Annotated in this window: 11 protein-coding genes and 5 tRNA genes; 6 read left to right on the top strand and 10 right to left on the bottom strand. The window is 42.4% G+C overall.

Annotated features, from left to right (window positions below):
- Position 1: 1 nt before the first annotated feature.
- The 7 genes from clpP to R1T43_RS07265 all read right to left on the bottom strand — a co-directional run bounded on the left by clpP (position 2) and on the right by R1T43_RS07265 (position 2932).
- On the bottom strand, positions 2–631 hold the full coding sequence (clpP, locus tag R1T43_RS07295; protein WP_013783304.1) for an ATP-dependent Clp endopeptidase proteolytic subunit ClpP: 630 nt from the start codon (positions 629–631) through the stop codon (positions 2–4).
- A 98-nt stretch (positions 632–729) separates the two neighbouring features.
- On the bottom strand, positions 730–2034 hold the full coding sequence (gene tig, locus R1T43_RS07290; RefSeq protein ID WP_013783303.1) for a trigger factor: 1305 nt from the start codon (positions 2032–2034) through the stop codon (positions 730–732).
- 310 nt (positions 2035–2344) lie between these two features.
- Positions 2345–2421: transfer RNA gene (locus R1T43_RS07285), tRNA-Pro, on the bottom strand.
- A 67-nt stretch (positions 2422–2488) separates the two neighbouring features.
- A tRNA-Leu gene (locus tag R1T43_RS07280) sits at positions 2489–2573 on the bottom strand.
- A 7-nt stretch (positions 2574–2580) separates the two neighbouring features.
- Positions 2581–2656: transfer RNA gene (locus tag R1T43_RS07275), tRNA-His, on the bottom strand.
- Positions 2657–2753: 97 nt separating this feature from the next.
- Positions 2754–2830, bottom strand: a tRNA-Arg gene (locus tag R1T43_RS07270).
- Positions 2831–2855: 25 nt separating this feature from the next.
- Positions 2856–2932, bottom strand: a tRNA-Pro gene (locus R1T43_RS07265).
- A gap of 387 nt (positions 2933–3319) precedes the next feature.
- On the opposite strand from R1T43_RS07265, the gene folD reads away from it, so the two are divergent.
- The 6 genes from folD (at position 3320) to R1T43_RS07235 (ending at position 9315) form a co-directional block, all read left to right on the top strand.
- Positions 3320–4174, top strand: coding sequence for a bifunctional methylenetetrahydrofolate dehydrogenase/methenyltetrahydrofolate cyclohydrolase FolD (gene folD, locus R1T43_RS07260; protein ID WP_057790623.1), 855 nt, complete (start codon positions 3320–3322; stop codon positions 4172–4174).
- A gap of 9 nt (positions 4175–4183) precedes the next feature.
- Complete coding sequence (locus R1T43_RS07255) at positions 4184–4747, top strand: DUF1415 domain-containing protein (RefSeq protein WP_211070572.1); 564 nt, start codon at positions 4184–4186, stop codon at positions 4745–4747.
- A 157-nt stretch (positions 4748–4904) separates the two neighbouring features.
- The gene (gene tsaA / locus R1T43_RS07250) at positions 4905–5627 is read left to right on the top strand and encodes a tRNA (N6-threonylcarbamoyladenosine(37)-N6)-methyltransferase TrmO (protein ID WP_211070571.1); all 723 of its coding nucleotides are present in this window, start codon (positions 4905–4907) and stop codon (positions 5625–5627) included.
- Between the two features lie 85 nt (positions 5628–5712).
- Positions 5713–7377, top strand: coding sequence for a proline--tRNA ligase (locus tag R1T43_RS07245; protein ID WP_317354453.1), 1665 nt, complete (start codon positions 5713–5715; stop codon positions 7375–7377).
- 100 nt (positions 7378–7477) lie between these two features.
- Entirely contained in the window at positions 7478–8323 is an 846-nt protein-coding gene (locus R1T43_RS07240; RefSeq protein ID WP_211070569.1) for an MBL fold metallo-hydrolase, read from the top strand.
- Between the two features lie 47 nt (positions 8324–8370).
- The gene (locus R1T43_RS07235; protein WP_317354450.1) at positions 8371–9315 is read left to right on the top strand and encodes a phospholipase A; all 945 of its coding nucleotides are present in this window, start codon (positions 8371–8373) and stop codon (positions 9313–9315) included.
- A gap of 41 nt (positions 9316–9356) precedes the next feature.
- Here R1T43_RS07235 and R1T43_RS07230 read toward each other — a convergent pair whose 3' ends face one another.
- The 3 genes from R1T43_RS07230 to R1T43_RS07220 all read right to left on the bottom strand — a co-directional run bounded on the left by R1T43_RS07230 (position 9357) and on the right by R1T43_RS07220 (position 14100).
- Complete coding sequence (locus R1T43_RS07230) at positions 9357–10253, bottom strand: histone deacetylase (protein ID WP_317354447.1); 897 nt, start codon at positions 10251–10253, stop codon at positions 9357–9359.
- Positions 10254–10362: 109 nt separating this feature from the next.
- The gene (locus tag R1T43_RS07225; RefSeq protein ID WP_317354444.1) at positions 10363–11985 is read right to left on the bottom strand and encodes a methyl-accepting chemotaxis protein; all 1623 of its coding nucleotides are present in this window, start codon (positions 11983–11985) and stop codon (positions 10363–10365) included.
- A gap of 192 nt (positions 11986–12177) precedes the next feature.
- On the bottom strand, positions 12178–14100 hold the full coding sequence (locus tag R1T43_RS07220) for an acyltransferase family protein (protein WP_317354441.1): 1923 nt from the start codon (positions 14098–14100) through the stop codon (positions 12178–12180).
- Positions 14101–14237 lie beyond the last annotated feature (137 nt).

The following is a 14237-nucleotide window of genomic DNA, read 5'->3' as shown; positions in this document are numbered from 1 at the left end:
ACTACTTAGTTGCAGCCGCGTCAGATCGATTTGTCATAACTTGGTCGATCAAGCCGTATTCTTTGGCTTCAGTTGCACTAAGGAAGTTGTCACGATCAGTGTCGTGGGCAACTTTTTCGTAATCTTGCCCAGTGTGTTGCGCCATTAAGCGGTTCAACTTCTCTTTAATAGACAGGATTTCTTTCGCATGAATTTCAAAATCTGATGCTTGACCTTGGAAACCACCTAAAGGTTGGTGAATCATCACGCGAGAATTTGGTAAACAGTAACGCTTACCTTTAGCGCCACCAGATAGCAGGAACGCACCCATGCTAGCCGCTTGACCAACACATACTGTGCTTACGTCTGGCTTGATGAAATTCATGGTGTCGTAAATTGCCATACCCGCAGTTACAGAACCGCCAGGTGAATTGATATAAAGGAAAATGTCTTTTTCTGGATTTTCAGCTTCCAAAAATAGCATTTGAGCCACAATCAGGTTGGCCATGTGGTCTTCTACCTGCCCTACTAAGAAAATAACATTTTCTTTTAGTAGACGAGAATAGATGTCGTACGAACGTTCACCTTTGGAAGTCTGTTCAACTACCATAGGAACAAGTGCATTCATTGGATCAAATGGGGTATTAGTCATAGCTACCTTGATTATCTAGCGTTAAAAACAAAAATGCTCGGAAGGCTCCGAGCATTTAAGCAGTTGCTGACAGGTGAAGTCAATCAGACAGTAAAAAATTACGCCTGTTTGTTCATAACCTCGTCAAAAGCTTTAGTTACTTCGGTAACTTTAGCTTGCTCAAGTACCCACTCAACCGCCTGCTCTTCTAGTGCAACGTTTTGCATTTGCTGCATAAGCTCTTGGTTGTTGTTGTAGTATTCTACAACTTCTTGAGGGTCTTCATACGCAGAAGCAGCAGTTTCGATCATCTCGTTTACTTTTGCTTCGTCAGCTTTAAGTTCGTTTTGCTTAATTACTTCACCTAATAATAGGCCAATTGAAACACGACGCTTGGCATTATCGGTAAATAATTCAGCTGGCAACTCTGGAAGGTTTTGACCACCGCCCTGTTGGCTGAAACGCTGTTTAGCTTGTTCACGTAAAGCGTTAACTTCTTGGTCGATAAGTGCTTGAGGAATATCAAGCTCGTTGGCGTCAACCAATTTAGCAATAACGTCTTCTTTAACCTGAGTTTTAAGTGTTTGATCTAACTCGCGTTGCATGTTCTTACGAACTTCAGCTTTAAGCGCGTCAACACCCCCTTCCTGAACACCGAACAAGGTAGCAAACTCTTCGTCAACTTTAGGAAGTGACTGGCCTTCTACTTTTTTCACTGTTACTTGGAATACCGCGTCTTTACCTTTAAGGTTTTCAGCGTGGTAATCTTCAGGGAAAGCAACTTCTACTGTTACTTCTTCGCCCGCTTTCGCGCCAACAAGTGGCTTTTCGAAACCTGGGATCATGCGATCTTGACCTAGTTCAAGTTCGAAATCTTCAGCTTTTCCGCCTTCAAATTCTTCACCGTCGATAGAGCCAACGAAATCGATAACAACTTTATCGTCTTTCTTCGCTTTACGTTTAACTTCTTTCCAAGAAGCGTGTTGCTTCTGTAGCGTTACCATCATGTTATCAAGATCTTCGTCAGTAATTTCTACTACTGGCTTTTCGATTTCGATATCGTTGATGCCTTTAACTTCTACTTCTGGATACACTTCAAAAGAAGCAACAAATTCCAAATCCTGACCATCTTCATCTTTAGTCAGTTCGAAATTAGGCATACCAGCTGGTTGAATTTTTTCTTGAACGATAGCCTGGTAGAAGTTTTGCTGCATTACATCACCAGCAATTTCTTGACGCACTGCTTGGCCGAAACGCTTTTTGATTACGCTTACTGGTACCTTGCCTGGGCGGAAACCGTTGATTCGTTGCGTTTTCGCCAATTGCTGTAGGCGAGATTTAACAGCTGAATCAATAGCGTCAGCTGGAACGGTGATAGTAAGACGGCGTTCTAAACCCTGGGTCGTCTCGACTGAAACTTGCATTATATTACCTCAACTTTACGCCTATTTAAGCGCTTTGTTCTCAATCCCCTCTCCCGTCATGCCTATATGGCATATCACACCGGGGTAGAGGTCGTTTCCGACGTTTGCACTAACAAAACACCACACAATACTGTGTTAATCGCGTATTTGTTACAAACATACGAGTTAAAAAAAGACGCCGTAGTATACAGTCGCAGAGAACGAGAGTCGAGAGGGAAACACAAGTTTGTAACACGCTTTTGAATGATAAGTGTGCAAACGGATAGAAATAAGGAATTTAATAAGGAAAATATAAAGAGGATAGAGTAAATGGTCGGTGAGATAGGATTTGAACCTACGACCCCTTGTACCCAAAACAAGTGCGCTACCAAGCTGCGCCACTCACCGACAATATTACTTACAACAGTGCTAAAGAAAGCACTTACAACAGCTTTTGTAAAAAAAGCTTAAAACATGGTGCGGAAGGAGAGACTTGAACTCTCACGCCGTGAAGCACTGGAACCTAAATCCAGCGTGTCTACCAATTCCACCACTCCCGCGAAAAAGTGGGGTGGACGATGGGGCTCGAACCCACGACAACCGGAATCACAATCCGGGGCTCTACCAACTGAGCTACGCCCACCACTGAGGTGCTTGCAATAAATAAACATGTTGAATTGATAGTACATGTTTACCTTTAAAGATTCGACCAATCCGAATCAGGTCCTACCTGACTCGCATGGCGCGTCCGGCAGGATTCGAACCTGCGACCCACGGCTTAGAAGGCCGTTGCTCTATCCAGCTGAGCTACGGACGCTCGGCGAATCTTCGCTTGCAAAAAATGGTCGGTGAGATAGGATTTGAACCTACGACCCCTTGTACCCAAAACAAGTGCGCTACCAAGCTGCGCCACTCACCGACTGCGTAACGATACGTTTGAAGCAATTTGCGTCTGTGCCGTTACGGGGTGCGAATATTACTGACAAGACCCCACCTCGTCAAACACTTTTTTAAATAAAATATTCAACCGCTCATAAAGCGCCCATAAATGTGCTTTTTTGAGCACTTTGAGCATTTTTCAAACTAATTAAAACCTAAAAACCGATAATTAAATGCGAACCTGAAGGTTCGACACGTGTTTACCTATGATAGACATTTTCATTATTTATCGAAATTTACCTTATATAAGCGCAAATCTTTTTAAACTTTTTGCGATTTACAGTATTTGTGTGTTTCTACTGGTCGCCACATGCTGTTTTATGAAACAATAATTAGCACTTAATGACCACACATTATAATCACTTCTATGACAGCTCATTTAATTGACGGCAAATTAATTGCCAAACAAGTTCGCCAGCATGTTGCTTCTTATGTAGATTCACTTATTGACGCAAAGAAACGTCAACCTGGATTAGCCGTTGTGTTAGTCGGTAGCGATGCCGCCTCACAAGTCTATGTTTCTAACAAACGAAAAGCGTGTGATGAAGTGGGATTTGTATCTCGCTCTTTTGATTTACCCGCCGATACCACAGAAAGCGAACTGTTAGCACTTGTTGACCAATTAAATGACGACAAGGAAATAGACGGCATTTTAGTGCAGTTGCCCTTACCTGCCGGTTTGAATGCAGAAAAAGTATTAGAGCGTATTCACCCCCATAAAGATGTAGATGGCTTCCATCCTTATAATATAGGTAGATTGGCACAACGTATCCCAGCGCTTCGCCCATGCACTCCGAAAGGTATCATGACGATGATTGAGGCCACTAAGCGTCCAGTGAAAGGACTAGACGCTGTGATTGTGGGAGCCTCTAATATTGTGGGTCGCCCAATGAGCTTAGAATTATTGCTTGCGGGTTGTACGGTCACTACTTGTCATAAATTTACACAAGATTTAAAAGCCCACGTAAGTCGTGCAGACCTTCTTGTGGTTGCGGTAGGTAAACCAAACTTTATTCCTGGCGACTGGATTAAGCCCGGCGCTATTGTTATCGATGTAGGTATTAACCGTGTGAGTGACGGTTCATTAGTGGGTGACGTGGACTTTGAGCCAGCCAAACAACGTGCAGGATGGATCACCCCGGTACCTGGTGGTGTGGGTCCCATGACAGTTGCTAGCTTAATAGAAAATACCTTAGAAGCTTACGTTAAATACCACTCTTAAGTTGAAATCGTGAACGATACCCATCTTATTGAAGCCACTATGCGTTGGGTTGATGACATTGTCATCAACCACAACTTTTGCCCCTTTGCAGGTTTCGTCCGTCAACCGGGCCAAATTCACTGTGTCGTGGTTAATGGGGATGCAGGCGATGTTATTGCCTCGCTTTTCGATGAGTGTAAACGCTTAGACGAACAAGACGATATTGCCACTACCCTTGTTATTGTGCCCTCATCGTCTACAGCTTCCTTTGATGACTACCTAGATGTATTGGCGATATGTGACCGCATGCTATCTGATTGGGGGTATACGGGCGTGTATCAACTTGCTAGTTTTCATCCTAACTATCAGTTCGATGGCGAAGCGATAGACAGCGTAGCAAATTATACCAACCGCTCTCCCTACCCTTTACTTCATTTAATTCGCGAGCGTGATATTGCCCGCTATATGAAAAACGAAGATGATGCAGAGAAAATTTACACTCACAATATTGCCAAAGCTAATGAACTAGGCTGCCCTTATTTTGAAAAAGCATTGAATGAGATGCGAAGCGCTAAAAATAAAAACGGCCTGTAAAATCACAGGCCAAAGGGTTTGATTGGGTCCAGGGATGCCAAATACGGCCGCCCCAGATGTCCGTAATTGGTTCAAGGTTTTAAACTTGAACCCGTACTCTACGTAAACTATGTGAGAATTTTATGACAGTGCGCTATGCAAATAGGATTTTACGGTAATGACTCCCAATCAGTTCCCCCTTTGTGCCATCGGCCATATACAAACACCGTTTAAACAAAAGTTTGCTATTCCCCGACAGCCCAATTTAGCCAAGGCTAAGGGACAAGTCGTGTTAGCACCGGACTTTGATGACCCTCGTGTCTTTAAAGGTTTAGAAGTATTTAGTCATGTATGGCTACTTTTTCTATTCCATGAAAATTTAGACAAAGGCTGGAAACCTTCAGTTAAAGCCCCTCGTTTAGGTGGAAACGCAACGCTTGGAGTGTTTGCCTCAAGAAGTACACATCGCCCGAACGGTATAGGCATGTCGGCCGTGAAAAATTTAGGTTCTGAAACTGTGGATGGAAAGCTTACCTTAAATGTTGAAGGGGTAGACTTGTTAGATGGCACGCCCATTATCGATATTAAGCCTTATTTGCCCTATGCCGATGCGCTTCCCCATGCTACTGACAGCATGGCAGAACTGACACATGCCGCACCTATCCCTAACTTAGATGTGACAATTAACCCGCTCGTGCAAGACTTGTTGCAAGAAGCCGCGGCACAGCATCCCGACCTGCCCACATTACTAACCGCGGTGCTAGCTCAAGACCCCCGTCCCGCTTATCGTCATAAACTAAGCAATGATGAAAAAACTTACCATACTGCACTGTATAACTATGATTTTGCCTTCACGGTAAAAAATGGTGTAGTCGACGTCGTTGGGATTAACACGCTTTAGACGCACGTGGTTGTAGCACTATTGCTCACAGTTAATTAGAATACGCTCAATTGTATTTTTCATAGTTATAGGAAGACCGCTTCGAATGCGCACTAGTCAATATTTACTTGCCACGCAGAAAGAAACTCCGGCCGATGCTGAGGTTATCAGCCACCAGTTAATGTTACGTGCTGGTATGATAAGAAAACTGGCTTCAGGCCTTTACACATGGTTGCCTTCCGGGCTTCGCGTGCTGAATAAAGTGGCAAACATCGTTCGTGAAGAGATGAACAAAGCAGGCGGTGTAGAAGTGTTAATGCCCGTGGTTCAACCTGCTGATTTGTGGGAAGAGTCTGGACGATGGGAAGAGTACGGCCCAGAATTACTGCGCATTAAAGACCGCCACCAGCGAGACTTTGTGTTAGGTCCTACACATGAAGAAGTGATCACATCGTTAGTCAGAAACGAAATCAGTAGTTACAAACAACTGCCTATCAATCTTTATCAAATTCAAACTAAATTCCGTGATGAAGTACGCCCTCGTTTTGGCATTATGCGTGGACGTGAATTCACCATGAAAGACGCCTATAGCTTTCACTTAGACGATACGTGTTTAGATAAAACGTACCAAACAATGTATGAAGCCTATGGCAATATCTTTAACCGCATGGGCTTAGACTACCGTGCTGTTATTGCCGACTCGGGTTCAATTGGTGGAAACCATTCCCATGAGTTCCACGTACTTGCCGAGTCTGGTGAAGATGCAATTGCCTTTGCGAGTGACAGTGACTATGCCGCAAACGTTGAAATGGCCGCAACAGCAATGCCAGAAAAACAACAAGCTTCAGGCGCAGCAGCTGAAGTAGTAAGTGGCAAAGATTCTGATAGCGCGCTTAGCATTTATGTTGTTAAAGGCGAAACAGAGGAAGAAAATACAACCGAACAATGGGTAGTATTAGTGTTGCGCGCAGAACACGCGCTTAACGATGTTAAGGCAGAAAAAGTAGCTGGCGTAGCCAGTCCGCTTGTTATAGCTAGTGAAGAAAAAGCCACTGAAATTTTAGGCGTTCACCCAGCTTTCGTTAACCCTAATGATATTACATTGCCAATGCATGTCGATTTTAGTGCCGCTGCACTTGCCGATTTCATATGTGGTGCCGGCGAAAATGGCCAAATCATGAAAAATGCAAACTGGACTGTCGATTTACAAACAGCTGATTTACGTAACATTGTAGCTGGTGACGCTTCACCAGACGGCAATGGTACTATTGAAATAAAGCGCGGTATTGAAGTGGGCCACATTTTCCAACTGGGTAGCAAATACTCAGAAGCGATGAATTGTGGTGTACTAAGCGAAACTGGCAAGCATCAAACCCTAACCATGGGATGCTATGGAATTGGCGTTTCACGTATTGTTGCGGCAGCTATTGAACAAAACCATGATAAATACGGCATTATGTGGCCTGATCCAATTGCGCCTTTTAAAATTGCATTAATTCCAATGAATATGCACAAATCTCACCGCATTAAAGAAGCGGCTGAGGCACTTTATGAACAACTGATTGCGTTGGGTATAGACGTATTATTTGACGATCGTAAAGAACGCCCAGGTGTGATGTTTAATGATATGGAATTAATTGGCATACCTCATAGTATTGTTATCGGTGAGAGAAACCTCGACAATCAACAAATTGAGTACAAAAACCGCCGTACAGGTGAAAAGCAATTACTAGATTTAGATTCGGCTAAAGACTTTGTTGTTAGTCTTTAACATTGTCTATTATTGAAAGATAAATATTAGTAATCTTGCATTTAATTTTGTATATAGCTTTGCAATAGCGGTTAGCTAAAAAAATAAAAACGGTGAACATATGCGGTTAACATTTTACGGCGTGAGAGGCTCTATTCCTACTCCTGGAAAAGCCTATGCTCGCTATGGTGGTAATACCGCATGCGTTCATATTGAATTAGCCGATGGCACAGATATTGTGCTTGATTCGGGAACGGGTATCAGGCTGTTAGGAAATAAACTTCGCAGCAAAGATACCCCTATTCACTTGTTGCTCAGCCATAATCACTGGGATCACATACAAGGTTTTCCATTCTTTAGCCCTATCTTTCAAAAAGACAGAGATATCTATATTTATCCAGGGCAAACGACCTTGCCCGAACACGATCAAATTTTAAAACAAATGGAAGGCTCAACGTTTCCTGTTCCTGTCAGTGCGTTACAATCGAAGCTCCATCTAACCATTATTCCGCCTGAGCAAGATATTTGGGAAATTGGTTCTGCGACCATTCGCCGAATACCAATTAATCACCCTGGCAAGGGTAGCGCCTATAGTATTGAAGAAAAAGGCACTAAAATAGCCTACATTACTGACAACGAACTCTACCCGCCGTATAAAAAAGAAACTGACTTTCTAACATTTGTCGATTTTGCTAGAAATGCAGACGTTATTATTCACGATGCACAATATATGATGTCAGATATGCCTGCTAAAACAGGTTGGGGTCATTCAGTTGCTGAAGAAGCGGTAAAACTCGCCATGGCAAGCAATTCAAAACAATTAGCGCTGTATAGCCATGATCCAGATCGCACAGATGAGGATATTGATATGGTGGTTGAACACTGTATAGATTACATCACTATTGCAGAATCGAACCTTAAAATATTTGCATCAGCGGAAGGCCAAACATTGGACTTCGCTGATTAAGATAACTCAGCAAATAATAACGACTTACCTAACGGAGAACACCACAAGTGTCAGTGTTTAAGCCATTTTTAATATTGGCTGCAGTCAGTCTGTGCAGCATTAGTGCTCTTGCCCAAGAAAATGCGCAAGATGAACAAGAGAGTGATATTGAAGTTATTGATATCATTAAACGAGATACCACAACTGAAAGTGCGCTCGATAACCGCTTGGAAGGTGACAAGGAAGCCATTGATAACGTTTTTGCTATCACACAGCATAGACAAAACTATTTACTTCCTATGACTTACATTACCAATCCAAATTCAAACGGTAATGACGAACTCACAGAAGAAAATGTCGATAAAAAAGAAGCCAAATTTCAGGTTAGCGTAAAGCTGCCTCTTTATTTGGAAGACACTGGGTTTGACGGCGTTTACCTTGGCTTTACCCTTACTTCGTTTTGGCAGTTATACAACAGCGAAGTGTCTAAACCTTTCAGAGAAACCAATTATGAGCCAGAAATATTTTGGCAAGAAACGGCAGACTATTCCGTTTTAGGGTATAAATTTAATACCTTTCAAGTAGGGTTCAACCATATGTCTAACGGACAGAGTGGCCTTAGCTCTAGAAGCTGGAACCGTATTTTCGCCTCTGTTGTGTTTAGTGACCAAGATGATATTTATTATTTAAAAACTTGGTATCGTATTCCTGAAGACGACAAAGAAGGCCCCCTTGACCCTACCGGTGATGATAACCCTGATATCGAAAACTATTATGGCCGTATGGAATTTGGTTACGGGCGAAAGCTTGGTAATTTCAAAGTAATGGCATTGCTTCGCAATAACCTTAACTTAGGGAATAACCGAGGTAGTATTCAAGTTGATTTAACCTATCCGCTTACCGACCGTTATGAATTACTGTTTCAGTACTTTAACGGCTATGGCGACTCACTGATTGATTATAACCGCTCTCAAGAGCGTGTGGGTTTAGGCTTCCAGCTACTTTTCCTATAAGCATTAAATCAATAAGAGGCCTCGTTTGTCGGGCCTCTTATTTAAATAACACCAGCAGCTTTATACAATTGCAAATGAACATCCACTAACGCTTCTATATCGCGCTGATAACCACCACCAATAACCGCCGCAATGGGTACTCCCATACGTTCAGCAAACGCAAAAACCATATCATCTCGAGCACCAACGCCTTCGGTTGTGATATTTAATAAACCCAAGTCGTCATTAATATGAATATCTACGCCAGCGTCATAAATAATGGCATCTGCTTGAAATTGCATGGCCACCATGGCGAGGGTTTCTTGTACCGCATTTAAATATTCGTCGTCTTCACAGCCCTTCACCATACCTATATCGATATTTGAATGCTGCTTTCGATAAGGGAAGTTTTTCTCACCATGAACTGACACAGTGAAAATACTATTATCGTATTGAGCAAGCTTAGCGGTACCGTCACCCTGATGGACGTCAAAGTCGATAATTAACACATTATCTATACCATCACATTTTTGCATCGCTTTAGCGGCAAGAAATAAATCGTTAAATAAGCAAAACCCTGATCCAAAGTCTGAGAAAGCATGATGGTAGCCGCCGGTCAAATTCAACGCCTTACCATGCTTTATAGCCAACTCAGCAGTTAAACAGGTGCCAGCCACGGCGGTAAGCGTACGTTCGATGAGTTGATCAGACCAAGGAAAGCCGATACGACGCATGGCTTTTTTATCTAATGTGCCGCTTGTTAACTGCTGAACATAGTCTTTGTCAAAGTGAGACTCCAACTCTGATACCGCAAACGGCGAAGGTGTGTGAAATACATTATCAGCGACACCATGAGCCGATAACGCATTTCGAATACCTTGGTATTTATCAATGGGGAAGCGATGGCGTTCAGGTAAGCTGAGTTGGCTATAAATAGGATGGAATACCAGTGGGATCATAACGTCTCAGTCACTACCTTGTTTTATTTGCGGCGAAAACCCCAGTGAGTTTGTGAAAACGAAGCATGCACTTAAACTAACTTCATTTCATTATACTCAATATCATGTATTAGCGGGTTAAACTGTTCACCACTTTTTCCACATTGACCGACATACTCTTCATCGACTCAGCCATGTCATCACGTTGCGCCAATTTATGATAGCGGTCAGACGATGCCACCACATTCGCAATAATACTTTCCACCTGCGATAACACTGCCTCTTGCTCGTCAGCTGCTTCATTAAGGGCAACCACAACGCTTGCCGTTTCCTTAATATCATCAACCACATTATTCAGGGTTTGTAATGCAATAGCAGCTTCAGCCGCATTGCTGTCTGAGAGCTGCTTACCTTCTTCCATGGCCAACACGGCTCCACGGGCTTCGGCTTCAAAACTACTAAGAATATCGTTTATCTCTTTCGTCGATTGCTGTGTTTTCGCTGCCAACGCCCGCACTTCATCTGCTACCACGGCAAAGCCTCTGCCATGCTCGCCTGCCCTAGCGGCTTCAATGGCAGCATTCAGTGCTAATAAGTTGGTTTGATCGGCAATTTCGTTAATTACATTAACCACTTTGAGAATATTTTTACTGCGGCTTTGTAGGTCGCTTACAATATCACTCGACTCTGTTACTGTTTTTGCTAGTTGTTTAAACCCAGTATTTGCACGCTCAAAAGTTGAATAGCAACTCGCTACGTTCTCTTCTGAATTTTTGGTAGCCACAGCCACTTGGTCAGTAATCGCAACCAAGTTCTGTACTATGCCTTTTAGTTTATCAGTGGTGGCATCTAACGATAGTGAAGCATCGCGCTGCTCTACCGCGCCATCCATAATTGATTGCCCTACATCGCCAAGGGCAACGAAAGCCCGTTCCATTTCTAATTCAGTTTGATGCAATTGGGTAACCGAGTTTTTTAACTTGCTTTGTAATGCTCTGGCAGAGTCAGCCAAAATGCCTAGCTCGTGTCCACTTGAATAAGTCAGCGGGTAATCGTATTGACTAGTAGCGAGGTTAGAAATACACGCGGCTACTTCACGAGTAGGGTTAATCACTTGAGAGCGAAGACGACTAATTACATAAACTACAGATAGCAGTGACAGCACAATAGCAGCAAGCAAAATGAGCCACAACATCCTGCGCGTACCGTTTTTTAAATCAGTAATGGCTAGTTCAGATTGATGTGCTATTTCATCAGCAATGCTTCCAAGTAATTTTGCAGGCTCTCGGTCGATACCACGAACGTAACTATCCCCTACTTTCGGGTCTAGGCCCGATGCGATAAAAGCCGCATAACCTTCTCTGTACTTTTCTGCCATAAAGGCGTGCGCTGTCTGGAATTTTCGAATATCCGCTTTGGCTTTGTCGCTTACTACAGGGTTTGCCAGCATTTGGCTAAATTGTTGCTTTATCTCAGCTTCTCGTTTTTGAAAACGAGACCAGTACTTTTCACGATCGTCGTCGTTGTGTCCTCTCAGCAATGTATTTTTCCACTCCTGAACTTGGGTTTTGAAGGTATTTAAGGTTGCGTTAACGTCACGCTCTGCCTGAACAAGGGTATGCTCTAGTGATTCGAAACTGTTTAGCAGCGAGAAAGATTTGTAGATGGATGCGGCGTTTAGAAAAACCAATAAACATAAGCTCGCAAGCACAGGGGTAATTACCAATCGACTGATACTGGTATAATTGAACACAGCGGCTAACCTTTAGTCTAATAAAAATGCGAAAATCATGAAACGCCACCATTAAATGATATATTGATGACAGAAACGTGACAGAAAAGGTATCACGCTGAATACCTTTACCTATTCGTTAATACGTAAAAATTATAGAACTAACAGCAAGTTTTGAAACTTTCATCTCTGACAATAAAAGAGCGCTAACAACTAGGGTTCCAACCAGTTTATACGGCTAACTTCAGCACCAAAGTATTTTGCCCCTGCTAACGTATGATGCCCATAATCGTAAAATAGCTTTTCTAATGATTCATTTACTCCAGAACACAGTTTCAACTCAGGTTGACAAATATAGTCCATCCTATCCAGCAGCGTAACATTAGGAAACGCTTTCGCTATAAGGGCGAGCGATTCATTAATTTCACTCACTGTTCCAGTGAAGTCCACTCTTGTAGTTGTTTTATTACCACTGTAGGCATTGAAATAAGCTGAATTGATATGGTTTACGAGAACCTCATCATCGGCGTACGACTTGTCATCTCTGACGGCATAAGCAATAAAGTCTGCAAGTGTCCAACTACGTGTTCTGTATTCAGGGAATTCGTGGATATTATTCACTACAATAATTTCCTTCCCAGCTTCTATAAATTTTTCTATAACTTGATTTAAAGAAGCTACATCCTCTAGGTCATACCTAGAAGCTATAATTATAGTATCAGCGTATTTGAAGTTTGGTACGCCCGAAAGCTCAGAAAAATTCTTATTGATGTCACTAATTTCACTCCCATAACGAGCAAAAGAAAAACGCGACTCACTATACTTTGAATGTTCCAGTACGTTATATAAATCCTTGGAATGAGAGTTTCCAATAATCAATGCATTCTCATAGTTTTTATCTAAATCGAACCACAGCTCATCTTCGTCATATTGACGGACTAAATGCCAAGATTCTTCTCTTAATAGTGTATTACTCCGCGATGCCTCTGCAATTTGAAAACTGTTTAGCGTATTAAAATTGCCAGGATTTAGCTTTTGGGAAAAAATTGCACTACTAGCACCTATTACAATAAAACCGATTAATGATACGCAAGAATACGTAAATATCGTTTTACGATCTATCTTATCCTTAAACCTAAAGGGGGTTTCTACATACTTCCAACTTCCATAGGCCAACAACATAGTTAACATGCTAAGAGATAGCATCAAACCATGGGAAGGCTCTTCCACTGAAAGTATTCTGGTAAAGGCGAAAATAGGCTGATGCCAAAGGTAAGCTGAATAGCTGATTAAGCCTATTCCTACGAATAGTCGAAGGCTAAGCAAGCGGCCAACTAATGTTTTAGTATCGGCAAATAGAACGATTAACACGACACCAAGCACGGGCACTAACGTATAAAAACTAGGAAATGGCACGAAGCTATCGAAGTAAAATGTAGCATAAAGCACCATTAGAAGGCCGATAGATGCCGCGATATTGTTAGATCTCACACCATGTTTCTGAACTATAAAAGCGGCTAGAGAGCCAGCTAACAGTTCCCAGCCACGAAATGGAGCGAGATAAAAATTTGCACTTGGACTGTTTCGAGAGCCCCACTCACATGCCAGCAGACTCAGAACGGCAATAAATGCTATCAACCAAAAAAGCCGTTCTCTTTTAAAACCTTGTCGCCATGCAAACATAAGGAGTAGAGGAAATATTAGATAATACTGTTCTTCAACCGCTAAACTCCATGTATGAAGTAAAGGCTTCTCTTCAGCAGCAGCTTCAAAGTAGCCGCTCTCTCGCCAAAAAAGGATGTTGGATGCAAAAAGGCTTACTGCAACAATACTATGGGAAAACTCTTTAAAACTGTCTACTGTCATGGTCAACCATGCAATAGGGAGACATAACACGATAACAAATACGAGCGCAGGCAATATTCTCCTAGCGCGACGTTCGTAAAAATTAACTAGGCTGAATTTTTCACGCTCAATTTCTACGATGAGAATAGAAGTAATCAAATAGCCACTTATAACAAAGAAAACATCGACACCAACGAAGCCACCGGCAAAGAATTTGAACCCGGCATGAAATAGAATGACTGGTAATACGGCTAATGCTCTTAAGCCATCAATCTCGGAGCGATATTGCAAAATAAAGTCCCTTTAGGAAATAGCTGCTCTTTCCCCTATTCAGTCGACATCTTTAACGTTGCGGTAATAGTGAAGACGTTATCTAGAGGGATTTGTATTGTTATACTTTATCTTCGCGTAACTATAAGAAAATTAAC

The sequence above is a fragment of the Alteromonas sp. CI.11.F.A3 genome, assembly GCF_032925565.1.
Taxonomy (GTDB): domain Bacteria; phylum Pseudomonadota; class Gammaproteobacteria; order Enterobacterales; family Alteromonadaceae; genus Alteromonas.
Note: the sequence above shows the minus strand (reverse complement) of the source record. Positions and strands in the feature narration are given on the sequence as shown.

Coding starts and splice junctions, on each gene's coding strand:
- tsaA (WP_211070571.1), top strand. CDS start 4,905: ATGACTCCCAATCAGTTCCCCCTTTGTGCCATCGGCCATATACAAACA.
- folD (WP_057790623.1), top strand. CDS start 3,320: ATGACAGCTCATTTAATTGACGGCAAATTAATTGCCAAACAAGTTCGC.
- R1T43_RS07245 (WP_317354453.1), top strand. CDS start 5,713: ATGCGCACTAGTCAATATTTACTTGCCACGCAGAAAGAAACTCCGGCC.
- tig (WP_013783303.1), bottom strand. CDS start 2,034: ATGCAAGTTTCAGTCGAGACGACCCAGGGTTTAGAACGCCGTCTTACT.
- R1T43_RS07230 (WP_317354447.1), bottom strand. CDS start 10,253: ATGATCCCACTGGTATTCCATCCTATTTATAGCCAACTCAGCTTACCT.
- R1T43_RS07240 (WP_211070569.1), top strand. CDS start 7,478: ATGCGGTTAACATTTTACGGCGTGAGAGGCTCTATTCCTACTCCTGGA.
- clpP (WP_013783304.1), bottom strand. CDS start 631: ATGACTAATACCCCATTTGATCCAATGAATGCACTTGTTCCTATGGTA.